The sequence below is a fragment of the Spirosoma lituiforme genome (assembly GCF_054776635.1).
This window is the reverse complement of record NZ_BAAHBO010000002.1, coordinates 1-24,418: the sequence shown is the minus strand read 5'-3', so window position 1 is coordinate 24,418 and position 24,418 is coordinate 1. Positions and strand designations below refer to the sequence as shown.

Sequence of the window (24,418 nt, the reverse complement as noted above, 5' to 3'; positions counted from 1 at the left end):
GGTAGTTAGGGTAACGTAGGAAATTAAACGCATTTTATTGGTATCCTTGCAGCGAGATCGGCTATTTCGAGACGAGGAATGCGACGCAACAACAAATGGCTGGGATGGATTGTACTCCTGCTGTTTCCGCTCATCAGTAACGGGCAGGACTTCGGCTTTCTCGGCATTCTATTGGATACCCTGCTGAAAACCAGAACACCCAGAGTGGATCGGGCTTACATCGCAACGTATTATCGACAGTTGCACCTGTATCTGGTCAGTGATCGCTAGGACTACAGCCTGCAGGTTGTGGGAAACGCCTTTCCACTGCGGTACAAACCCAATCTGCCCTGGGCGGTTGGACTTGGGATCAACTACCGATGGATCGGGACCGAGCTATCAGTTAAGCTGCCCTTTTTTGGTTACACCACCGAACGACGCGGAAAAACTAAGCCATTCGGCATTACCATCAACGTCAACAACCGTCGGTTCTGGTTTTCGACGCAGTATCAATTCTATCGGGGTTTTTACCTGAGCAACCCTAATGTGTTACAGCCCGACTGGTTCGAGCAGGCAACGGCATATCCGTACCGAAACGATATGCGTAGCCAGACGGTAACCAGCCGATTGCTGTATTAATTCAATCCTCTTCAATTGTCGGTTCCGGCTACATTGCTTCAGCGGGAGGCACAGCGCCGAAATGCCCGGTCATGGAGTATTGGCGGATCAGTCGCCTACCAGTATATTCGGGCCGATTCGTCTCTCGTTCCGTCAGCGTTGGTGGCTGATTTCCGTCCTGAAGCCCAGTTGGTAAGCCTTCAGTCGGTATCGCTGGGTATTGATGTAGGCTACACACAGACGATTGTTTTTCACCGGCATTACTTTGCCAATTTCACGGCCCGACCCGGCCTGAATCTGCTCTTGCGACAAACGAAGACTACAGGAAGCGAGTCAGGAAATCAGCTACTGCCTGGTTGGCAGGGAGTTGCTTCCGTAACCCTGGGGTACAGTTCCGCCACTTTTTACGGAGGAATCTACGCATCTACGACGAAGGTTAATCGCACGTTTTATCAGGGCCTGATCAACACAGATGCAGACTTTGTTAAACTGGTATTTGGCAAGCGGATCCGCTACCGACCCAAAGGAATACTAAAGCAAGTGCCTGGTTTAGAATAGGGTTGGTGCCGGCCGATTCAGAATTGCACTGAACCGGCCGATACGTCAGAGAACGCTTATTTCTTCGCCGGCCTGGCGCTCATGTAAAAGGTTAGCGTGCCTCCCTTGAGAATGTCTGAATGGGTAATGATGGGCTGGGTCAGCAACTTGCCATTTAGTAACACCTTCTGCACATAGACGTTTTTGTCACCTTGGTTAACCGCTTCGATGGTAAACGTTTTGCCGTTTTCGAGCGTAAGCCGGGCATTTTTTACCGATGGGCTTCCCAGCGAGTACTCTTCCGAACCCGGTGCTACCGGATAGAAACCCATCGACGAGAACAGGTACCAGGCGCTCATCTGCCCACAGTCGTCGTTGCCACCCAGTCCATCGGGGGTGGGTTTGTACTGCATGTTCAAAATCATGCGCACGCGTGCCTGCGTCTTCCAGGGCTGGTCGGTCCAGTTATAAAGATACGCGATGTGGTGCGCCGGTTCGTTTCCGTGAATGTAGCCGCCAATGATTCCTTCGCGGGTAATGTCTTCGGTTTCGGCGAAAAACTCATCCGGGAGGTGCATCGAAAACAACGTATCGAGACGGGCCGCAAACGGTTTCGGGCCGCCCATAGCCTGAATTAAGGAGGCCGGATTCTGGGGAACGAAAAAGCTGAAATTCCAGGAATTGCCTTCGATAAAGCCCTGCCCGTCGGTCTTATACACGTCGAACTCCTTTTTGAACGACCCATCCGTTAAGCGGGGCCGCATGAAACGAATCGATTTGTCGAAGACATTCTGCCAGTTTTGGGAGTGTTTCAGGTAGGTTTCGTAGACGTCGGACCGATTCAGTTTTTTGGCCAGTTGGGCAATGCACCAATCGTCGTACGCGTATTCCAACGTGTTCGATACCGACGTGCCGTTACTGGCCGAAGGCACGTACCCGTTGTCGATATACGCCCCGATGCCTTCGTAATCACGGTGGTTGGATGTAGCCATACAGGCCTCCAGCGCTTTCTGGGCATCCCCTTTAAATACGCCTTTCACAACCGCATCCGCCAGTACCGACACGCTGTGGTACCCACTCATGCACCAGTTCTCATTGGCGTAGTGCGACCAGACGGGCAACATCTTCAGCGTACTCTGGTCATAGTGGTTCAGCATGGATTGTACCATGTCGTTGTTACGGCCCGGCTGAATCAGGTTGAAAAATGGGTGCAGCGCCCGGTAGGTGTCCCAGAGAGAAAAAGTCGTGTAGTTCGTGAAACCGGTTGCCGAATGAACATTCTGGTCCAGTCCTTTGTACTGGCCGTTCGCATCCATGTAAGTTGTCGGGTTGATAAAGGAATGATACAGCGCCGTATAAAAATTTACTTTGCTGGCTTCCGACGCGTCGATCTGTATTTTGTTTAACTCCCGGTTCCAGTCGGCCTGGGCTTTGGCTTTGGTCTGGTCAAAATCCCAGTGAGGTATTTCGGCCTGCATGTTGGCCAGGGCGTTCTCCTGACTAACCGGCGACAGGGCCATTTTGAGTTGTACTTTTTCACCGGCTTCCGTATCGAAATCGAAGTACATCCGAATGCGTTTGCCCGCTATCTCCGGGAAGTTTTTGGTTTGATCGAACTTCCGCCAAAATCCCTTGTAAACCTGTGCTTTATCCAGATTTTTCTGACCATAAGCCTTAAACGGCTTGGAAAACGACAGAGCGAAATACACCGTGCGGGTACGCGCCCAGCCGTTGGTTTGCCGGAAGCCTGTGATCAGCGTATCATTAACGACCCGGACAAACGTCCAGACAACTTTATCGTCGTAGTTGTAAATGCCGTGGGTCAAATCCAGAATGATGTGCGACTGATCTGATTTGGGAAAGGTGTATTGGTGAAAACCCACCCGGTTGGAAGCTGTCATCTCCGCCAGAATCCCGTCATCATCGAGCTTGACTTTATAATAGCCCGCTTCGGCAACCTCATTCGCGTGCGAAAACGCGGACCGATAGCCCGTCCTGGGGTTTGACGCGACACCCGGATTAAGCTGTAAAGCGCCCTGGGTAGGCATAATCAGAAAATCGCCCAGATCGGAGTGGCCAGTGCCGCTGAAGTGCGTGTGGCTAAACCCCACAATCGTTTTGTCTTCGTACTTGTAGCCCGCACAGTATTTATAAACATCCTTGTTGTACTTGCCATTGAGCTCGTACGACAGGGTGTCGGTATCGGGGCTCAACTGCACAGACCCAAAGGGCACGGTAGCGCCGGGGTATGTATGGCCCATTTTTTCGGTACCAATGAGTGGATGTACATAAGGAACAAGGTTTTGCTGGGCGTAGGAGAGGAGAAAAAGAGATTGGAAAAGAACTGTAAAAAGTAATTTCATCGTGTTGGTTTGGTTGCTTTACTCAATTGAGCTAGGGGCTAAAAAGGTACGAAAAGCTTTCGTAAGCACCTCGGTATGCCACCAGATTCTTTGCGTACTGTGCGCTTTTGTGCTGGCCTACCCCGTGCTCCCCGTGCCGTCGATTACGTATAACCGACGGCACGGTAGTGCGAAATCGTAAAAAACTGTGCGATTTCGCACATATAATTTCTTCCTGCATTGTATAATCGTCTGATGGTTAATGGGTTAGTCTTTGGCATGTTGTTTGGCTATCTATAAACAAGATCGATAACAGGATGATGGATAAAGAACTTGCCCCGGAGATAACCAATCGTAGTCGTACCCGAAGCCTGCTAATCGGGGTGGTGGGCGTCATTACCCTGGCCATTGCCATTACCTGGCTGCGGGATGCCGTAAAAACATCCGTTGAGGGGGCAAAAATTCGTACGGCGACGGCAGAAATAGGACCCGTCGAAAACTCGCTGAATGCCACGGGGGAGGTGATACCGGCTTATGAGCAAATCATCACCAGCCCCATTCGGGCTAGTATCCGGCGGGTGCTGCTTACTCCGGGCACCGCCGTCAAATCGGGACAGGCGATCCTGGATCTCGACAAATCCCTGACCGAAATTGAACTGGAAAAACTAAACGACCAACTGGCGCTGAAACGAAACGGTATTGATCAACTGCGGATGAAATTGAACAAGAGCCTGTACGACGCTGAGGTAAACGACCAGATCAAACTGCTAAACATCAACCGGCTGCGCGCTGAACTGGAGGGATCAATGCGCCTGAAGAAAGTGGGCGGGAGCACGGGCGAAGACGTGACGCGGGCTGAAAATGCCCTCCGTGTGGCGGAACTGGAGAAAAAGCAACTGGAAAATGATCTTGCTTACAATCGTCAGTCGATGGGGGCCAGCCTGCGCGAAACGACCTTACAGGCGCAGATCGAAGAGAAAAATTTGAAGGAATTAACGCACAAGCTGAAGCAGGCTGATATTATCGCGGATCGGCCGGGTGTACTGACCTGGGTGAATGAAAACATTGGCTCGGCTGTGAACGAGGGGGAGATGCTGGCCAAACTGGCCGATCTGGCTAGTTTCCGGGTCGAGGGCTCCTGCTCGGATGTCTACGCGGAGCAGGTGAAAGTGGGCCTGCCTGTCATCGTCAAAGTAAATGAAACCAATCTGCGGGGGCTCATTACGCAAGTAAAACCGGCCATCAAAAACGGTATCGTTCAGTTTGTGATTCAACTGGACAATAGTCACCATGCGTCGCTTCGACCAGACATGAAAGTGGAGGTATTCGTTATCACCGACCGGGTGGCAAAGGCCGTTCGCGTTCCTAATGGGCCAGCGTTTAAGGGCAAACGGAAACAGTTCGTGTATGTATTGCCAAAAGGAAGCCCGGTTGCCCATCGGCGGGAGGTGTCCCTGGGTTTGTCAAACTTCGATTATGTCGAAGTAAAGTCGGGCCTTCAGGCGGGCGAACAGGTTATCCTGACCGATTTGAGTGCGTATGAGCATCTGGACGAGATCACTATTGACCCGAAACAATAACGCCAGACCGCTATGATTCACTATTGGTTATATTCATCTCCATGGCTTGTGAGGACACAAGCCACTCGTCTGGATGGCCGAAGTTGTCTGGTGCAGCTGTGGCCTGGGAGGACACAGGCCGTGGACACGCCGTGCCGGTTGCGTAAATACCTTTTTCTTAGTTGCTTTATCATTCTCCTGATCAATCGACAACTTGTCGCTCAACCCCAAGTGACCACGTTAACGGAGGTTGTTCAACTGGCGCAGGCGCAGTCGGTGGCGGCCAAACGAGCCAGTACCCAGCAGCGAACGAACTACTGGCAGTACCGTTCCTTTCTGGCGCAGTTCAGGCCGCAGCTAAGTCTGGATGGATCTCTGCCCAATTTCACGCGGTCATACGTGCAGGTGACCCAGCCCGATGGCAACATCCGTTTTGAGCCGGTATCGTATAATAACTCTATTCTGAACCTGTCGCTCAGCCAAACGATTGCGCCCACGGGCGGAACCATTTTTGTGCAGAAACAACTTCAGCGGTTCGACAACTTTATTCAGAACAGCACCTTGTACAATGGTATACCCTTCGGAATCGGAATAACGCAACCGCTGTTTCAATTCAATCAGATGCGCTGGGACCGGAAGATACAGCCGTTGTTGTATGCCGAAGGAAATCAGCAGCTGATTGAATCATTGGAGCAGGTATCCTTAACGGCGACAACTCTGTATTTCGATCTGCTGGTGGCCCAGGTGAACCTGCAAATCGCCGAAACCAACCGAGCTAATAACGACACGCTGTATCGCATTGCGCAGCACAAACTCGACATGGGTAAGATCTCGCAGAACGACCTGCTGCAATTGCAGTTAAGCGTGCTGAACGCCGAAAAAGATCTGGCATCGGCCCGGCAAACGGCGGCAGTGGCGTCACTCAGATTGAAAACGTTTGTGGGCTACCGGGAGGAAAGTGCCAGTCAGCTCCGCCCGCTGGAACTGGCCATACCCAACCAGATTCCCGATCTGGTTGTCGATGTGAAGCGCGCCTTCGAGGAGGCTATTGCGAACCGGGCGGGGTCTATCGGGTTCCGGCGACGATTACTGGAAGCGCAACGGGACCTGGAAAAAGCCCGAAAAAACAACGGCCTCAACGCTACCCTGACGGCGGGTTACGGGCTATCGAACCAGGGACCGAATCTGGTTGATGTCTACGTCCGCCCGCAGAACCGCGAATACGTTTCCCTTCAGTTTACGTTACCCATTATGACCTGGGGCCGGGCGCAGGCGATCGTGGAAACGGCCAAAGCGAACCGGGAACTGGCGCAGCAAACCGTCGAACAGGATAAACTCACTTTCGAGCAGGAAATTTTTACCCAGGTAACGCTGCTCCAGATGTTGAATCAGCAGGTAACGCTTACCGCCAAAGCCGATCAGATCGGGCAAAATCGCTACCAGATTGCGCAGGACCGCTTTAAACTCAGTGATCTCAGCGTGACCGACTTAGGCATCGCTACGCAGGAGAAAGACCGTGCCCGTCGGGATGCCATTCTAGCCCTGCGCGACTACTGGCAGGCATTTTACACCCTTCGCTTATTGACCTTATTCGATTTTGAAACAAACCAGAAAATAAAGTACTGACCATGATTACGCTGCAAAACATCGAAAAAGTCTACCGAACCAGTACCATCGAAACGCTGGCGCTGAATAACATCAACCTCAACATCAAAAAAGGCGAATTTGTCTCCATTATGGGGCCATCGGGCTGCGGTAAGAGTACGCTGCTGAACGTCATGGGGCTGCTGGACGAACCCTCGAAAGGAACCGTTCAACTGGATGGGCAACCCGTAAAAACGTATTCGGATAAGGAACTGGCCCAATTGCGTAACCAGAAAATTGGCTTCATTTTTCAGAGTTTTCACCTGATCAACGACCTGACGGTACTCGATAACGTCGAAATTCCACTGCTCTATAGAGCCCGGAATGGAAGTTCGGCCAATGGCAAGTCGCGTCAGGAGTATGCCAAAGACGCGTTGACCAAAGTGGGCCTGAGCAACCGCATGAAGCACTTTCCAAAGCAATTATCGGGCGGTCAAAAGCAGCGCGTTGCCATTGCCCGGGCCATCGTCGGTAACCCCGACATCATCCTGGCCGATGAGCCAACCGGCAACCTCGACAGCGCCATGGGCAATGAAATCATGAACATTCTGCAACAGCTCAACAATGAAGGAGCCACCATTGTGATGGTGACCCACGACGAGCAAATGGCCAAGCGTACCCATCGGTTGGTGAGGTTATTTGACGGGACGCAAGTGTTGTGAATGTTGAATGATGGAATGAGTGAGTGATAGAATAATGTCTATCCCGCCGTTCTATTCATTCAATCATTCTATCACTCACTCATTCACCATTAATCATGCTTCTAAACTACATAAAAATCGCCTGGAAGGTGTTGCTCCGGCATCCGTTCTACACCTTCATTACCCTCTTCGGCATCAGCCTGACGCTGACCGTATTGATGGTGCTGACTTCGTTTGTTGATCACCTGGTGGGGAGCCATTATCCCGAAACCCGGCGTGACCGCTCGCTCTACATTGATCAGATGGTTCAGACCGATTCGGGCCGGACATCCAGTTCATCGGGGCCCCTGAGTTTTAAATTTCTGACGGAGTATGCTAAATCCCTTAAAACGCCGGAACGTGTATCCGTTTTTTCGACGATGAGTAGTTCAAACGCCTACGTGGGCACCCAAAAAGTTAAGTTGACTAGCAAATTTACCGATGCTGATTTCTGGGAAGTCACGAAGTTCGACTTTCTGGAAGGCAAACCATACACTCAGCAAAATGTAGCGAATGGTGATTTTGTCGCGGTTATTACGGATGGTTTCAAAAAGCAGTACTTTGATGAGCCGACAGAATCTGTCGTGGGTAAACCGATTGAGATTGAGAATATCACTTATAAAGTGATTGGCGTTGTGAGGGGTAGCCCGATTACGCGCCTGTTCAGTTATGCCGATGTTTATTTTCCGTATACCACGCCTAAGAGCAATTATCAGAATGCTGGGTTTCGGGGTGATTATCAGGCTATTGTACTGACAAAAAAGCCGGAAGATTTAGCTGCCGTCCGGGCTGAATTTCAGGATCGTATTCGCCGAATTCCGGTGCCTGGTGTTGAGAACGGGTTTAAATATGCCCTTGTCGATGTAAGAAGCGAATCATATTGGGGCTTCTTCCTGGGTATACTTTCGGGTAATAATGCCGCGCGCCTGGCCCTTTTTTATGGCGTAGTCGGTTTCCTTCTGCTCATGATCATGGGCCTTCCCGCTATCAATCTGGTCAATCTGAACGTGAGTCGTATTCTGGAACGGTCGTCGGAAATCGGTATCCGGAAGGCCTTTGGTGCACCCGTGCGCACGTTGCTGTGGCAATTTATTCTGGAAAACGTATTTATCACTTTCATTGGTGGGGCTATTGCGTTGGTTCTCAGTATTATCGTCATTCAGCTCATCAATCGTAGTGGGTTGATTCTTTACGCCGATCTCACGGTCAATGGCAGCGTACTGACTGTCAGTATGCTTGTATGCCTGGTTTTCGGGCTATTGTCCGGGGTATTACCCGCGCTAAGAATGTCCAAGCTAACCATTGCTGATGCCTTAAAATCTTAACGAACATGATCAGACACCTTATTAAATTAATCTGGAATAAGAAGGGTACCCATTCGTTGCTGATCGTGGAGATTCTAGCTTCGTTTCTGGTTATTTTTGGGTTAAGCACGCTGCTTATTTCCAACATCAGTAAGTACCTCGAACCACTAGGCTTTACCTATGAAAATGTATGGGCTGTCAATTTGGCAAACAATCAGGATACAACGGAGGTATCTCAGAAAGCCCAGGCAATTTTCCGGCGGCTGAAAAGCTATCCGGAGGTAGAGTCGGTATCAAGAACGAGCGACAATACGCCCTTTTCCAATTACCATAACAGCATGGGTGTGTCGTATAACAAGACCGTGACGCAAGTAGAATTTTATGTCGCAGATGAGCATTTCGCTGAAACGCTGGGCCTACCCCTGATAAAGGGCTCTTGGTACCGAGCTCCCGATAGTGTAGCTAAATATAGACCTGTTGTGATTAATCAGAAAGCCAGTGAAAGCCTGTTTGGTAATGCGAACCCAATTGGTAAAATCATTAAAGATTACGAAGATAAGAAAGGACTCTGGCGGGTAGCGGGCGTAGTCAGTATATTCAAAGGCAGGGGGGAGTTCGCCAAAAACGAACCGATGATGGTTGAACTCCTCGACGAAAAGGCCACCTGGAACAAAACGATGCTTATCCGCGTAAAGCCGGGTACCGATGCGGTTTTCGAAGCCAAAATGGTACGCGACATCGCCTTAATGGCCAAAGGCTGGAGCGTTGAAGCCAGTTACCTGGTCGATTCGCGCAAATTACAGCATAATATTACGCTGGTTCCTGTTATTATTTTCTTCATTATCAGCACGTTTTTGCTAATTAATGTGGCCCTCGGCCTGTTTGGGGTACTGAACCTGAGCATTGCCAAACGCCGGGGAGAAATCGGCCTGCGCCGGGCGCTGGGAGCCACCGGCGGAGGAATATCGACGCAGTTCATTGGGGAAATATGGGTGCTGGCTACCTTTGCCATGCTGATCGGCTTATTGTTTGCTATCCAGTTTCCACTCCTAAACGTCTTCGACATGCCATCTGGCATTTATGTATCCGCCATTGGTCTATCGATCCTGATCATTTACGGGCTCGTTACCCTGTGCGCCCTTTTCCCAAGCCGGCAGGCAGCCATGATTCAACCGGCCACCGCCCTGCACGAGGAGTAGAGACGCGACCCTTCGCGTCTCTACTCCTATGTGTCAGCAAAAAAACCATCAGGTTCTGAGACACGAGGGATCGCCGGTCCGCCAGTGCGGTCCCTACACAAAATATGCTATTAATCATTGACGACGATATTGCCATTCAAACCTCTCTTTCGCTGTTGTTCAGGAAGGAGGGGTTTGTGGTGCGTCTGGCCGACGGGCCGTTTGAGACGTTGGAGATACTGGCCGAAGAAACGCCCGAGTTGATTCTACTCGACATGAATTTTTCGGTGGATACCTCCGGCGACGATGGCCTGCGCCTGTTACGGCAGATCCGGGAGCGGTTGCCTGTGGTGCCGGTTATTCTGATTACGGGATGGGGGAGCATTGACCTCGCCGTGGAGGGGATGAAGGCGGGTGCCCGGGATTTCATCACCAAGCCGTGGCAAAATGATCACCTCGTTCAGTCGGTACGAACGGCCCTGAATTTGGCGCAGGCAACACCCGCATCGCCCAATCGACGTAAACTCGACCAGCAATTCGACTTCGATAACATTGTTGGCGAAGACCCGAACCTGCTGGCTCTTCTGACCACCATCGGGCGGGTAGCGCCAACCGATGCGCCCGTTTTAATTACGGGGGAGAGTGGCACCGGTAAAGAACTCATTGCCGAGGCCATTCATCAGAATAGCCGTCGCCACCGGCAGCCGTTTGTGAAAGTGAACCTGGGTGGCATTTCGTCAACCCTGTTCGAAAGTGAACTGTTCGGACATGTGCGGGGGGCGTTTACCGACGCCAAAACAGACCGCGCCGGACGATTCGAACTGGCTAATAAAGGATCGATTTTTCTGGATGAAATCGGCGACCTGGACCCGGCCAGCCAGGTGAAACTGTTACGTGTCCTGCAGGATCGGACGTTTGAGCCGTTGGGCAGCAGCAAGTCCCGAACGGTGGATGTACGGGTGATCTGCGCCACCAACCGGAATCTGGAAGAAATGGTCAGCAAAGGGCTGTTTCGGGAAGATTTATTCTATCGGATCAACCTGATATCCGTTCGGTTGCCCGCGTTGCGCGAACGTCCTGGCGATATACCGTTGCTGGTCAACTACTTCGTCGACAACCTGAAAGTCATTTATGGTCGGCCTGATCTGCGGGTGAGCACGTCGGCCCAGAAATGGCTCAAGACCCTGCCGCTACCCGGTAACATCCGCCAGCTTAAGAATGTCGTGGAGCGAACGGTTCTCCTTTCTTCGGGAGATGAGTTGCAGGTAGAGGATTTTGAACGGAACCTAACGTCAAACGCGATGACCGCATCATCCGGGGCTACGAACTGGCCCCCGGTAGGCAGCATGACGCTGGAAGAAATGGAGTATCAGATGATTCACCGGGCTATGGCGTTCCACCAGAATCACGTAGCCAAAGTAGCCCGTGCGCTGGGCATCACCCGGTTTGCACTCTACCGACGATTAGAGAAATTTGGTATTCCCTACACAACCGAAGAATGAAGCTGCCCCTTCGCACCCGTTTTCTGATGTATATCATTGCGGTTCATCTCGCGCTGATCGGGTTGATCTGGTGGGTATTGCGCGAAAGTAAAGCCGTATTTATTGCGTCAGAATTGCTTGTGCTGATTTCTGTACTGATTGCCATTCGATTATACCAGGCATTTCGGCAACCATCGGAGTTTATTGCATCCGGGATTGAAGCCATTCAGGACAAAGATTTTACCGTTAAGTTCGTGCCGACCGGTAACCAGGAAGTTGATGACCTGATATCGGTTTACAACCTGATGATTGACCAGCTTCGGCAGGAGCGGACCCGGCAGGTTGAGCAGCAGTTTTTTCTGGACAAACTGATCGACGCTGCGCCCATTGCCATTCTGATCTTTGATTTTGATGACCGTATTGCTTCCGTTAATCCGAAAGCCAGCCAGTTGCTGGGGATGCATTCCGACGAAATGCTGGCCAAACGCTTGTCTGAACTGGGGTATTCGTTACTGGCTCAGGTGGCCGATCTGGCCGATGGTGAAGCGCGCGTTATGAAGCCGAATGGCATTGAGACCTATAAAGTGCTGCGTTCCTATTTCATGGATCGGGGATTTCGCCGGTCGTTTCTCATGATTGAGGAACTGACTCCTGAGATACTGGCTACCGAAAAGAAGTCGTACAGCCAGGTTATCCGAATGATGGCGCATGAGGTTAATAACTCGATCGGGGCCGTAAACTCCATTCTCGATAGTACGCAATCCTATGTAAATGAACCGGATGTAAAACACGCCATCCGGGTTGCGATCGAGCGAAACGATCGGTTAAATCGCTTTATGAGCCGTTTTGCTGACGTGGTGCGCTTGCCCCAACCCCAAAAACGACTTGTCGATTTAGGGGAACTCGCCCGGAACGTAGTACAACTAATGCAGCCGCAAGCGGTAGGACGAGGGGTGTCGCTAACCGAAACCACTACCGAACGGAATAGCAAATGGGTTGATGTCGATCAATTGGAGCAAGTGCTGATCAACGTGGTCAAGAACGCCCTCGAAGCCTGTCAGGCGGGCCAGCGAGTCGAGGTAATCACGATGGGCCATTCTCTGCTCATTCGGGATAACGGCCAGCCCATTCCCGACCTGACTGCGGCCAATTTGTTCAATCCCTTTTATAGTACCAAGCCGGAGGGGCAGGGCATTGGCCTAACGCTCACCCGCGAGATTCTGCTCAACCATAAACTGTCGTTCTCGCTTCGGACGGAGGAAAGCGGCTGGACGGAGTTCCTGATCCACTTTGATTGAGTTTTGTAGCGTAACTGCGAAGTGTGCACAATCCCTGTAATCCAGACTATTCATTGGCTGTCAGTATAGTTAAGGCCGTTACCTGCCGAACCCAGCGAGCCTGCCTGGTTTCCTGTGGAACAACGATCCGGTAAGGCCCCTGTTCTGCGGATATAGGCTGTCCATCCCGTCGATCAGCCAGGAAAATAACCTGTTTCGTGAATGCGGAATCTAATTCCGGCAGAGCAAAAACGACTTTATAACCGTCTGCAGCACTAACGAGCAGGTAGTTTGCCAAAGCCTTGCCCCGTAACTGACCGCCCAGCGGAGCGCCTGCCTGCTTCAATAGCGCGGCCAGAGGTACACCTGCGTAGGTATGCTCCTGACCATCATGCTCTTTGCCCCGATGTTCTACACGAGGAAGCCTATTGACTTCACCAGCTGTTAGCCTAACCGACTTTCCGTCTGAGCCTTTTATTAATAAATCCGTTGACTTGGACTGAGCCCGTGTCTGGACTAGTAGTATAAACGATAAACAACTGATTAAAAGCGTGATTCGTATAAAAAACATGGTCGATATAGTTGAAAGGAAATAACGGTATAAAAGTAGCACTTTTGGTGTATAGACAAAACTGGCAGCTCATCTGAAGTAGTGAGAAATGCAGTAGAAGAAATAGTTAATGTCTGTGAGGTCAGCTTAAAGAGTCAGACTCCAAAAAATTGTAAAAAATAAGTGTAAGTGATTGATTTTCAGTAGATTTGCTGGGTTGGCTGATGAACAATAATCGTTTGTTTACTGTTACATAAACACGAACTCTTACCAGTACTTTATGCCCGATTTCAATCCGTCGATTATTCTTTACACGGCCGACTCGCTCAACGAACGGGGTGAAGCGGTGCTGGCACAGTTCCCGAATGCGGAAACACTGGAAGTGAAGCAGCACAACCGGTTGCCAGAATTGGGGTTGAACCATTTTAAAGTCAAGTCTGATGTATTGGTATTGGGACGGCTTAAAAACCAGGACATTAAGTGGAGTGGCCGAAGTTCGGACTACATTGCGCCGAGTCTGGCCAATGGCTGCTTCGGGGCCTGTACCTACTGTTATGTTGACCGCCACAAGACCGTTAATCCGATTACGCTATTCACGAATATTGACGAAAATCTAGCCAGTATCGATACCCACGTTAATTCGCTGGCCTGGCCCAAACCGGTCAACCAAACGGATGCAACCTACTGGACGTATGACATTGGCTGTAACTCGGACATCTCGGTCGATTACGGGTTGACAGACGGCATTCAGCAGGTGTTTGAGTTTTACCGCGATCACCCCCGCGCCAAGGCCACCTTCGCAACCAAATTCGTCAATCCGCTCTTACTGGACTTTGACCCGAAGCGAAAAATTCGCATCCGGTTTAGTCTGATGCCCAGCCACGTCAGCAAACTAGTCGATGTGCGAACGGACAGCATTGAAAAACGAATTGCCGCCATCAATGACTTTTACGACGCGGGGTACGAAGTTCACGTGAATTTCTCCCCCGTCATTGTGTACAGCGGCCCCGATGGCGATAAGAAAGCGTGGCGGCATGATTACCGGGCGTTGTTTCAGCAACTCGACGCAGCCCTTCGGCCTGAGGTTCGGGCGCAGCTCAAGTGTGAAGTTATTTTCCTGACCCATAACCAGTGGCAGCACCAGGCTAATCTGGCCATTAACCCGAAGTCGGAAGAATTGCTGTGGGTACCCGAATTGCAGGAGAGTAAGGTAAGTCAGTTTGGCGGCTGGAATATCCGGTACAATCATCAACTGAAGCGAAAAATGATTGATGTTTTCGAGGATATAGTCCGTGAAGAAATTCCGTGGTGCGAGATCCGGTATATATTTTAACGCAGAAGGCCCGTTTCGAAACGGGCCTTCTGCGTTAGGAACTGACGCTATTCAGATCGGCAAGCGTGTTGGTTAACCTACCTGTCCAAACCATTATACTTCCTCCAGCGGACCAACATGCACCGGTGCCATATTGACCAGCTCGTCGGGTTCAAACATCCGTGACCGAATTAGGAACCGAACGCCCATCGGAATTTCGAGGGAGAAACTAGCTCCTCGTCCGGGCGTTACATCGATGGTCAGATGCGTATGCTGCCAGTACTCAAACTGATCGCTCGACATCCAGAAGTCGCATCCGTCAATTTGCCCCAGCAAAATATCGGACTGGCCAATTCGGAACTCGCCTTTAGCAAAGCACATCGGTGAGGAGCCGTCGCAACAGCCTCCGCTTTGATGAAACATCAAAGGTCCATGCTCCGCCCGGACTTTCTCGATTACGGCAGCAGCCGCCTGTGTAACATCAACGCGGGAGGTGGTTTGAGTTGTCATAGGAAAATAAAGAGTGAATAAGTGAAAGAGTGCCCAGCAAAGAGCGAATGAAAGAAAAGGCTAGTCATAGCATAACGCTCTTTCGCTCATTCACTCTCTCGCTCTTTATCAAAAGAAGCCCAGCTTATTCTTGCTGTACGAGATTAGCAAGTTTTTGACCTGGCGGTAGTGGTTCAGCATCATCAGATGGTTCTCACGCCCGAAGCCGGATTTTTTATAACCCCCAAACGGCGCATGGGCGGGGTAATCGTGGTAGCAGTTTACCCACACCCGACCCGCCTGAATCTGACGGGGAATGGTATACAGCTCATGCGCGTCTCTCGACCAGAAACCGGCTCCCAGACCGTACAACGTATCGTTGGCAATGGCAATGGCTTCGTCGGCATCTTTGAAGGTCGTAACCGACAGCACGGGCCCGAAAATTTCTTCCTGGAAAATCCGCATCTTGTTATTGCCCCTGAAAATGGTAGGCTGGATGTAGAAACCGCCTTCGACACTATTGGCCGGACCACCACCTGTTAGTACTTCGGCCCCTTCCTGTTTGCCAATGTCGATGTACGACAGAATTTTCTCGTACTGATCGTTGCTGGCCTGCGCGCCCATCATGGTGTCCGGATCGAGCGGATGCCCTAGTTTGATGGCTTTGGTTCGGGCAATAACCCGCTCCATGAATTTGTCGTAGATGTCTTCCTGCACCAGCAGACGAGACGGACAGGTACATATTTCGCCCTGGTTGAGCGCAAACATAACCGCACCTTCTACGCATTTATCAAAGAATTCATCATCCTGATCGGCCACCGATTTCATAAATATGTTCGGCGATTTACCGCCCAGTTCCATGGTTACCGGAATCAGGTTTTCGGAGGCATACTGCATAATCAGCCGTCCCGTTGTGGTTTCGCCTGTAAACGCAACCTTGTTGATGCGCTTGTGCTGGGCGAGGGGCTTACCGGCTTCGGGGCCGAATCCCTGGATGATGTTGACCACACCAGCGGGCACGATTCCTTCGAGCAACTCGAACAGCACCGCCAGCGATGTTGGGGTTTGTTCGGCGGGTTTGATCACGACGCAACAACCGGCGGCCAAAGCGGGGGCCAGTTTCCAGGTAGCCATCAGCAACGGAAAATTCCAGGGGATGATCTGTCCGACCACGCCAATGGGCTCCTTAATAATCAGGGATAAGGTATCGGCGTTGAGTTCGGTTGCCGACCCTTCTTCAGCCCGGATGACACCCGCAAAATAACGGAAGTGATCAACTACCAGCGGCATATCGGCCGCCATCGTTTCGCGCAGTGCTTTGCCATTCTCGACCGTTTCGACACGGGCCAGAAATTCCAGATTCTGCTCAATGACATCGGCAATCTGCAACAGGACTTTACTCCGTTCGGTTACCGATGTTTTTCCCCAGGTTTCAAATGCCTTGTGAGCGGCTTCAACGGCTAAGTCCACGTCGGCCGCCTTGGAGCGGGGCATTTTAGCAATCAGACTGCCATCTACTGGTGATTCGTTGTTAAAATACTCACCACCAACGGGTGGTACCCATTTTCCCCCAATGTAATTTTCGTACTGAGTCTTGAATATCGGCCGGGGCATAATCTTGCTCGGTGCTTCTGCAGTTTGCATGGCTGAAAAAAGGTTTTTTTGTGATCAATTAACTTATTCACAAATTTTGCCGAAATTGTACAAGATTAGTTGCGTTATCGTCTCATTAACTTACGAAATACTACCATCGGCTCATCGTATGAAACAACTCGGGAAAGTAGGTAAGAACGAAGCGGTTAGTGCGTGGGGTAACCGATTAGACACGTTGGTGGAGAATAAACTGACCCTCAACCACGACTCGGCTGAACTGCATTTATACGAAACATTTCAGCAGGCGCACCTAATTCAGCTGCGGTTCAATGCCCCCGTTATGACGAGCATGCTGAGCGGACGCAAAGTGATGCACCTGCGCGAGATGGAGCCGTTTGACTACCAGCCCGGTGAGTCATTACTGCTGCCTTCTGATCGGCTGATGCAGATCGATTTTCCCGACGCTACCACCCATGAACCGACGCGTTGTCTGGCTCTGACAATCTCTGATGAATTTATTCGGGAAACCATTGCCGAGCTCAATGAACAGGTCCCCCGGGTTGAGGCCGTTACGGAGTGGCAACTGGACGTTGACAATTACCTGCTGCAAAACGATCCTGAAATCAGTTCGCTGACCGACAAGCTCATTCGGCTATTCCGGGAAAACAATCCGTTTAAGCCTTTCTTTATCAAGAATACGCTCCGTGAACTGATTGTCCGGCTCTCGCAAACCCAGATCCGAGCGGGGCTTCTTCACCAAACCAATCAGCATGTCAATACAAACCGTCTGGCGTACGTGGTGGCGTATATCCGGGAAAATTTAACCCGTGCTTTGTCCGTCGATGAGTTGAGTGACAAGGCCTGCCTGTCGAAATCACACTTTTTCCGGCTTTTTAAAAATGAACTGGGCGTTTCACCGGCCCAGTTCATTTTAACCGAGCGCATTCAGCTGGCAAAAGCGATCTTGAGTAATCCAACCAAAACGATCACGGATGCCTGTTATGAGTCGGGATTCAACAGCCTGACGCATTTCAGCAGCGCGTTTCGGTCCGTCGAGCATGTCTGCCCCCGTCAATTCAAGCGGCAGCTTTTTGGGGTGAATTGACCGGGAGATCCAATTGGCTTATTACGTACCTAATCGCTGATAGAATTGATCCCGGTAGGCATCGCCAATTGGGATGACAACATCGCCACTGCGCTGATTATTTAGCAGATAGATACGGCTTCGTTCGACCGTAGAAATGTGGGCCAGTGCCACAATAAACGATTTATGGACGCGTGCAAACGTGGACACGGGTAAACTGTTTTCGACACTGCTCAACGTTTGGCGGGCCATCACTTTTTCGGCTACGGTATGAAAAATCGTGTAGTTCTGCAGCCCCTCTACATACAGAATATCCGCCATATCTATCCGCTGCAATCGGTGTTCGGTGCGAACAAAAAGAAACGAACGTGAGTTTGGCGCGACTTTAGGCGCCACTTGCAGTCGGGCCTGCGCTTTCTGAACCGATCGGTAAAACCGTTCAAACGAAAACGGTTTCAGCAAATAATCCACCACATCGTGCTCAAAACCATCCAGCGCATACTCGGAGTAAGCCGTCGTTAAAACCACCAGGGCACGACCATTGAGTGCGTGCATGAACTGAAGCCCGGAAAGTTCGGGCATCTGAATATCCAGATAGATCAGATCTACCGGCGTTTCGACTACCTTGTTCAGGGCCTCCAGCGGATTTGTCATAACCCCCGCTAACTGTAGAAAAGGTACTTTGCTGATGTAGTCAGCCAGTATGTCAAGGGCTAAAGGCTTATCATCGACAACCAGACAGCGGATAGGGGACGTCATAGATCAAGGTGTAAGATCACACGGTACTCCGTTTCCTGGTCGTCCACGTGCAGTCGATGGTGACCGGGGTACAACAAGTTGAGCCGACGCTGGACATTGGCTAGGCCTATACCACCCGTATGGTCTTTTTGCTGCTGGTTTTTGCGGTTGCTCAACTGAAAACTAAGCGTGGCTTCGGTCAGGTCGAGATGCAGTTTAATGGGATGTAGTGCATCGGACACTACCCCGTGTTTGAACGCGTTCTCGACAAAAGAAACCAGCAGTAAAGGAGCAATCAGTTGTCCGTCAAGCTGGCCCCGTAACTGATAATCCACGTGTAAATTCTCCTTAGTGCTAATGCGTTGTAACTCAATCAGGCTATGCAGGTAAGCCAGTTCTTTCGCTAACAGAACCCGGTCATGCCGGGCATCGTGCAAGACATAGCGGAGCAATTCAGACAGTTTAAGCAGAGCGCCCGGTGCGTCGTCAGACTTACAGTATACCAACGCATAGATGTCATTGATGGTGTTGAACAGAAAATGAGGATTTAACTGGGATCGCAGAAACGCCAATTCGGCGGTCGTTCTGGTTTGCTCGATCTCCCGACGCTGTCGTTCGTTGATAAAATGGCGTTTGATGAAACTGTAGAGTAGCCCATAGGTGATGAAATCAGCATAATAGAGCACACTATTGCGCACAAACCAGACCAGTGTAAACGATTTGCTGCGGCTATAATTATCGAAACCCAGTAGGGGTTTGAACACCAGCATCTCCAGCACATAGCGCCAGGCAGTGATGCCTGCCAGAGTGACCAGCAGGCCCCCCGTCGCGAAGCCATAATGCCGCCAGGTAAGGGTTCTGTTCAGTAAGGGCCGGGCAATCAGGCCGACAGACCCATAAAAAGCCCCCGCGCTGATGGAGGTGTATCCGATGACGAGAAGCCAGTACGTAGCTACCGCCGTTTTGGGTACCGGGTAAGTCGGATTGTAGTACATGCCTGATACATCCTTGATGACAAACAGTACCCATATTACCGCATGAATAGTCCATTCGGGCAGTGTACGCACTCGGAGTCGACTCATCGATTTGTTAACTGATTTTTGGGATACGTTTGGGCTAAATAGGTCAAAATTTTGGGGAAGAACTCAGAAAAGTCGCGATAAGTCGAATAGCCTGTATAATTCCTGGTAATCGCATTGGCTATATCTTCCGCATATTGAAAGTCACCGATTGTTTCACGGGCTATCTGTTTACGGGTCTCCTTCGGACTTTGGTATTGCCGGAAGAGCGCAATAACGATACCCCGGACCAGGTTCTCATCGAAGCAATGCGCCCAGGTGTGAATGTTGTTACGCTTCATGCCTTCATCATCTTTGTTGAACAAGTAAGCTAACTTGTCAATATCCTTGGCGTAGCGTTTTTGTAACGCACTGGTGTAAATGTGGCTTCCCTCGTGCCACACCATCATGACTGATTCAGAACCTACTTTAAAAGCCGGCGAATCGGTCTCTTTTGACTCCTGGTTGAAGAAACCAACATTGTACACCACGCGATCGGCATACCGTGGGTTGAGGGTTTTAGTCATAATGGCGTGGGCACCCCAGCTATTGAGCGGGTCCAGGCAAATTGTCCAGCTGGCGTGACCGGCAAACCGGTAGAATGAGTCGAGCTTTGTGACTAATCCCTGTTTGATTAAACTGGCCTGCACGGGGGATGCCCAGTTTGCATACTCTGCCTGGTGCTGTTGATAGAAATCCCAGAAGTGAGTATCCTCGAAGAATTGTTTACACAACCGCATGTACGTTTGTACCGTATCTTTGCCATACAGTTTGTACCAGTGCAGGCTGTCGGGATAATGAATCCGGATGGCTGGGAACTGGTCGAAGCAATACCCTAATTCGGCTAGATCAGGGTAGACCTTTCCCATTTTCTTTACCTGCTCCACCGCCGGGTGACTGGCATAGGGCTTGAAGTAGGTTTCGGCTGCTTTGGCATACGTAGAGGAATTTGGTTGCCTGTACTGACCAGCCAATAGCTGAACCACGGTAAACAGCTCAATGCCCGGATGAACAGTAACCTCAATTCGTTTGGGGGCCGCCGGGGTCGGAGCAGTAGGTACCTGAGCCAGTGAAGCTTGGACCAGCACCGATAAGAACAAACAGAAAGCCAGTGTTTTCATTGTATAAACAGTAAGTAGGGTTGAGCGTCAAACCTAATCATCTGGCTGTTTTAGTTTATAAAGCGATTGACCAACGCACAAATTTTGATGACCAACAACCGGGGTTTATCCTTGGTTACTGGCTCTTCCAACTAGTACTCATGGCAACAAAACCTGCGTCAAAAGCGGCCTTTACGGCACCTACCCTGGAGTTCATGCGCGAACTCGTTCAAAACAACAACCGCGAGTGGTTTCAGGCCAACCGACCTCGCTATGATGCGGCCAAGGTCGAACTTTGTGGCGTCGTGGAGCGGGTACTGGCGGCAATGAGCTCCTTCGAACCACTGGCTAACACGGCCGTTAAGGACTGTATTTTTCGGATCAATCGGGATATTCGTTTTTCGAAAGACAAGGCTCCGTATAAATCGAACCTGGCCTTTGCCATTGGACCCGGTGGTCGGCACTCGGGACGAATCGACTACTACGTACACATTCAACCGGGTAACCAGTCGTTTCTGGGCGCGGGCATGTGGCAGCCGACGCCCGCTAACCTGGCTAAATTTCGGCAGGAGGTAGATTACAATGTTGACGAACTAAAAGCAATCATTGAGACCGACGCGTTCAAAGCCTATTTTCCGGAGGCATCGGGCGAGGTGATGAAAACAACGCCTAAAGGCTACCCCGCCGATCATCCGGACATCGAGTTACTCCGCCGGAAGGAGTTGTTCTTTATGCACCGGTTTACAGATAAGGAAGTGCTGAAACCCAACTTTGCCGATGAAGTTGTGAAAGGGAGCCGGATCATTAAGCCCTATTGTGATTTACTGAACTACCTGTTTTTCGATGAAAAAGAAGAGCCGGTCGGTTTGTAGCTCAATAGAGCTATGGAAGGCTCCCGAGTGTAAAGGCGTTTTGTACAGCCTCTTTTACTTCGGGAATGTCATCGACTATGATCAGCCTATTAGGCTGATTATTAATGCCAAAATACTCATGTACTGAAAGGTGGCGCATACCAGTAATTCAGCGCCGTTGCCTATCTGTAAACTTACTTTTGGTTCCTTCGAAGATGTAATTAGCGGCTTCCCCAATAAGACCAATCGGCTTTACAGAGGCAAATCGCGTTATCAAATTTTCGAGAAAATGCTCAATGTGAATACCTGATGTTCTCTTGAGAATTCGAAATTTTCTTGGCTTACCAACTACTTCTTGAAAAGAATTGATTCATATGCCATTCTACAGCCAGGAATGGGCGATATTCTACTAAGCTTTCGACAAATTGATTGTTTTAAAAATGGTACTTTTCTTAGCCGAGTTGCATAGGCTATCTTATGTTATGTGAAATTTCTCAGATTGGCCCCTCCATACGAGCCCTGAAAATAGATGCAATTGTCCTTTGGAAAGGGAGGAAGAAAGCACTGTATTATGTTAAGATATTATATGTAGGTTAAAGCTTATTGACTGCGAGTAAAAGACTATTATAAACGGCTTCATAGTTGACTGACTTTTGATCTAACAACAGTAAATTATGAAGCTAACGGTAAGATGGTTACCTAGTTTATTGATCGTCGCAACGGCTTGTTCAAGGCCATTTACCATGACGGCTTCAGTAAATAATGCGCCCTGGTATGGATCCGGACAAATTCGGCAGGCTTTAAGTCAAGACAATAAAAGCTGTTTTGGTAGCCGCTTCAGTGTTGGAGCCAGGACAGATATACCCTACCCTAAGACCGGATCAACTGCTAAAAAACCGACCGGTTGTGTGCAGGATTGTTTGCCCACCCAATGGTTAGACTTTTATAATCTACCACTGCAAAAGGGGAAGCATTATTTGACTCTTGCTGATTCTTGCCTATCACCGACGACTAGACGAGCTCAACTTTTGATCGAGCAGTTCTCTATTACGACAAGCTACCAATTTTTGGCTGGTGACCAAGGTTGGGTTGAGCTAGTGAAGTACAATCCAACTACTGGTCTCATTAAAGGGCGGTTCGATCTGACTGTGACGAATTCGAAAGGGCAGTCAATTCACTTGAAAAAGGGGAAGTTTAATGGCATGATTAACAGATAATAGTAGACCCTAGTTAACATAAAGACACTTATACAACAAAAGAGAGGTAACCGTATCTGTGTTAGAAAATAGGGGAATTGCTCTTCTATAGCTATCCAATCATATCTTCTCACATATGAAATACTTATTCTTTTTGTTGACGTGTAGCGTCCTGTTCTCTGCAAATGCTCAAAAAAGCGATAGCACAACGATCAAAGCTGTTTTTGGTTCTACTAACTCCGAGATGCAGGAACTAATGGGGTTCTTAGGAGTAGAGCGCTTTCATGTTGAATTAGACGATCCAAAATTAGCGGGTAAATACTTTCATCTAATTAGCCAAGAATTTCGAAACGGAATAGCTCAACCTGAGCAGGATATGTTCGGCTTTGCCAGACGCAAAGAACCTTTACAATTTGACCAGACAGGTAAGCTTGCCTTCGATGTTTATGCGAGAGCGGTTGACCCAACCACAATAGAGGCATTCTTCAAACTTCCCAGAGTTAGCCAACGCAAAACTTATAAGGTAGAAGCTGATGATTCAAGACGATACAGCTTCAGAACAGATATTTTGAGCTATAAAAATCAGAAGACGGTTGTGCCTATCGGGCAAAGGTTTCCCTTCCTAGTTCACACATTACCTTACGATAAAGATGGTTTTTCTTACTACTGCACAGTTGCACAAAGCCGTGTACCCGTTGCTGATTGGTATAAACAATTCGGAGTAAAGCATTTCATTGCCTACCAGCTCGTTTTAGAATAAATTCAAGACTTGGCTATTATAGGCTCAAACAGTATTTCCCACTTTAATCACTTTACATAAAATTAGTTATACAACTGAGATAAGAATAATTCAAAAAATGTATTCTCTGAATTTTGTATTTTTCTAACATTAATGACTAAGCCACAAAAGATTGGAGTTACTATTTCCATAGTCGTTGTAATCTTTCTTATCCTTGTCTATTTAATACAAAACAAAAGACTAAGTGAGAAATTAGCCCATTGTTCTAGCTATACAATAGCAGAAGTTACTCGTGTATACAGGTTAAGAGGGATGGCTCACGTAGTTTATTGGTACAAGATTGGTACACAAAAAGTTGAAAATGATAAAAGTGTAAATGTGTACGATACAGGCGAGTCTTGGATGGTTAATTTACACAACCTACAGAAAAGACGTTTACTCATACAAGTGTACTGTGCTGACAAAACAGAACACCGTATCCGATGGGATATACAAGTACCTGACACCTTACGCTATATTCCCGTCGAAAGTTGGAAGGAGTTGCCATTTAAAACATCTAGATAAAAGACAAAAACAGTTCGAATATTTATACACTGATAACTATAACTTTTTGTGATTCAGTTGTATAACTAATCTTATGTTAAGAGATCAATCTCATTTATTTACATTATTGAATTTATATCTTATCAGATAATATCCAGTTTAGATAGGCAATTTCTTTGTTAGAAGAAACCATAGGAGCCATAAAAATAGAATAACACATAGGCTTCCGGATGTAAATTTTTCAAACCTATTGTAATGTTTATCTAGGATGGCTCTAAACAAGGGGCTTCTCATTCTTAGAACGATACCCTTAGGCTCAGTATCATCTAGGGTAGCCTTTAATAGTTGTATAGCAGAATAAAGTAGGTAGCATTCAATAGCGACAAATAATAAGTATTTTAGAATCATTATGAGTGTACATTAATGCTGCCTTACTTTCTGTTATATAAGTGGTATTATGTAAAGAGAGCAAGCCAATCCACATCATTGAATATCTTGTTAGAAAGATAGTACTAGCCGTTCGGGTTGTGTAAAAAAAGTATAGCTCACTAGAAGATCCAGATTAT

General features: G+C 49.1%; 20 protein-coding genes and 1 pseudogene. 14 read left to right on the top strand and 7 right to left on the bottom strand.

Going from position 1 to position 24,418, the window contains the following annotated elements; genetic code table 11:
- The first annotated feature begins 78 nt into the window (after positions 1–78).
- Together ACYU87_RS08635 and ACYU87_RS08630 are read left to right on the top strand one after the other, a co-directional pair.
- On the top strand, positions 79–270 hold the full coding sequence (locus ACYU87_RS08635; protein WP_461133660.1) for a hypothetical protein: 192 nt from the start codon (positions 79–81) through the stop codon (positions 268–270).
- 9 nt (positions 271–279) lie between these two features.
- A pseudogene (locus tag ACYU87_RS08630) lies at positions 280–1,155 on the top strand (DUF4421 family protein).
- Positions 1,156–1,211: 56 nt separating this feature from the next.
- Here the strand turns inward: ACYU87_RS08630 and ACYU87_RS08625 are convergent.
- Positions 1,212–3,497, bottom strand: coding sequence for a GH92 family glycosyl hydrolase (locus ACYU87_RS08625; RefSeq protein ID WP_461133659.1), 2,286 nt, complete (start codon positions 3,495–3,497; stop codon positions 1,212–1,214).
- 299 nt (positions 3,498–3,796) lie between these two features.
- Here ACYU87_RS08625 and ACYU87_RS08620 point away from each other — a divergent pair, with 299 nt between their 5' ends.
- The 7 genes from ACYU87_RS08620 (at position 3,797) to ACYU87_RS08590 (ending at position 12,620) form a co-directional block, all read left to right on the top strand.
- Complete coding sequence (locus ACYU87_RS08620; protein WP_461134355.1) at positions 3,797–5,056, top strand: efflux RND transporter periplasmic adaptor subunit; 1,260 nt, start codon at positions 3,797–3,799, stop codon at positions 5,054–5,056.
- A gap of 168 nt (positions 5,057–5,224) precedes the next feature.
- Positions 5,225–6,661, top strand: a complete 1,437-nt coding sequence (locus ACYU87_RS08615) for a TolC family protein (protein WP_461134354.1) — start codon at positions 5,225–5,227, stop codon at positions 6,659–6,661.
- Between the two features lie 2 nt (positions 6,662–6,663).
- Complete coding sequence (locus ACYU87_RS08610; RefSeq protein ID WP_461133658.1) at positions 6,664–7,341, top strand: ABC transporter ATP-binding protein; 678 nt, start codon at positions 6,664–6,666, stop codon at positions 7,339–7,341.
- A 95-nt stretch (positions 7,342–7,436) separates the two neighbouring features.
- Complete coding sequence (locus ACYU87_RS08605; RefSeq protein WP_461133657.1) at positions 7,437–8,684, top strand: ABC transporter permease; 1,248 nt, start codon at positions 7,437–7,439, stop codon at positions 8,682–8,684.
- A 5-nt stretch (positions 8,685–8,689) separates the two neighbouring features.
- Positions 8,690–9,862: an ABC transporter permease gene (locus tag ACYU87_RS08600; RefSeq protein WP_461133656.1), complete on the top strand. Its 1,173-nt coding sequence runs from the start codon at positions 8,690–8,692 to the stop codon at positions 9,860–9,862.
- Positions 9,863–9,966: 104 nt separating this feature from the next.
- Positions 9,967–11,343 carry a sigma-54-dependent transcriptional regulator gene (locus tag ACYU87_RS08595; protein ID WP_461133655.1) on the top strand — a complete coding sequence of 459 codons (1,377 nt, stop codon included), beginning with the start codon at positions 9,967–9,969 and terminating at the stop codon, positions 11,341–11,343.
- On the top strand, positions 11,340–12,620 hold the full coding sequence (locus ACYU87_RS08590; protein ID WP_461133654.1) for a sensor histidine kinase: 1,281 nt from the start codon (positions 11,340–11,342) through the stop codon (positions 12,618–12,620). The genes ACYU87_RS08595 and ACYU87_RS08590 overlap by 4 nt, the downstream gene beginning before the upstream one ends.
- A 46-nt stretch (positions 12,621–12,666) precedes the next feature.
- Here the strand turns inward: ACYU87_RS08590 and ACYU87_RS08585 are convergent, their stop codons facing one another.
- Positions 12,667–13,170, bottom strand: a complete 504-nt coding sequence (locus ACYU87_RS08585; RefSeq protein ID WP_461133653.1) for a molybdopterin-dependent oxidoreductase — start codon at positions 13,168–13,170, stop codon at positions 12,667–12,669.
- 259 nt (positions 13,171–13,429) lie between these two features.
- Between ACYU87_RS08585 and ACYU87_RS08580 the strand changes: the two genes are divergently transcribed.
- On the top strand, positions 13,430–14,482 hold the full coding sequence (locus ACYU87_RS08580) for a spore photoproduct lyase family protein (RefSeq protein WP_461133652.1): 1,053 nt from the start codon (positions 13,430–13,432) through the stop codon (positions 14,480–14,482).
- 93 nt (positions 14,483–14,575) lie between these two features.
- Here ACYU87_RS08580 and ACYU87_RS08575 read toward each other — a convergent pair whose 3' ends face one another.
- Positions 14,576–14,971, bottom strand: coding sequence for a DUF779 domain-containing protein (locus ACYU87_RS08575; protein ID WP_461133651.1), 396 nt, complete (start codon positions 14,969–14,971; stop codon positions 14,576–14,578).
- Between the two features lie 108 nt (positions 14,972–15,079).
- On the bottom strand, positions 15,080–16,594 hold the full coding sequence (locus ACYU87_RS08570; RefSeq protein ID WP_461133650.1) for an aldehyde dehydrogenase family protein: 1,515 nt from the start codon (positions 16,592–16,594) through the stop codon (positions 15,080–15,082).
- A 118-nt stretch (positions 16,595–16,712) separates the two neighbouring features.
- On the opposite strand from ACYU87_RS08570, the gene ACYU87_RS08565 reads away from it, so the two are divergent.
- Complete coding sequence (locus tag ACYU87_RS08565; protein ID WP_461133649.1) at positions 16,713–17,648, top strand: helix-turn-helix domain-containing protein; 936 nt, start codon at positions 16,713–16,715, stop codon at positions 17,646–17,648.
- A gap of 21 nt (positions 17,649–17,669) precedes the next feature.
- Here ACYU87_RS08565 and ACYU87_RS08560 read toward each other — a convergent pair whose 3' ends face one another.
- The 3 genes from ACYU87_RS08560 to ACYU87_RS08550 are packed head-to-tail and all read right to left on the bottom strand — an operon-like array spanning position 17,670 to position 20,544.
- Positions 17,670–18,386, bottom strand: a complete 717-nt coding sequence (locus ACYU87_RS08560) for a LytR/AlgR family response regulator transcription factor (RefSeq protein ID WP_461133648.1) — start codon at positions 18,384–18,386, stop codon at positions 17,670–17,672.
- Complete coding sequence (locus ACYU87_RS08555) at positions 18,383–19,447, bottom strand: sensor histidine kinase (protein ID WP_461133647.1); 1,065 nt, start codon at positions 19,445–19,447, stop codon at positions 18,383–18,385. The genes ACYU87_RS08560 and ACYU87_RS08555 overlap by 4 nt, the downstream gene beginning before the upstream one ends.
- A complete protein-coding gene (locus ACYU87_RS08550) occupies positions 19,444–20,544 on the bottom strand; it encodes a DUF4932 domain-containing protein (RefSeq protein WP_461133646.1) in 1,101 nt (366 codons plus the stop codon). Before ACYU87_RS08550 ends, ACYU87_RS08555 begins: the two co-directional genes overlap by 4 nt.
- A 140-nt stretch (positions 20,545–20,684) precedes the next feature.
- Between ACYU87_RS08550 and ACYU87_RS08545 the strand changes: the two genes are divergently transcribed.
- The 3 genes from ACYU87_RS08545 (at position 20,685) to ACYU87_RS08535 (ending at position 23,330) form a co-directional block, all read left to right on the top strand.
- Positions 20,685–21,395, top strand: a complete 711-nt coding sequence (locus ACYU87_RS08545) for a DUF2461 domain-containing protein (protein ID WP_461133645.1) — start codon at positions 20,685–20,687, stop codon at positions 21,393–21,395.
- 653 nt (positions 21,396–22,048) lie between these two features.
- Entirely contained in the window at positions 22,049–22,591 is a 543-nt protein-coding gene (locus ACYU87_RS08540; protein ID WP_461133644.1) for a hypothetical protein, read from the top strand.
- Positions 22,592–22,706: 115 nt separating this feature from the next.
- Complete coding sequence (locus ACYU87_RS08535) at positions 22,707–23,330, top strand: hypothetical protein (protein WP_461133643.1); 624 nt, start codon at positions 22,707–22,709, stop codon at positions 23,328–23,330.
- The last annotated feature ends 1,088 nt before the right edge of the window (positions 23,331–24,418 follow it).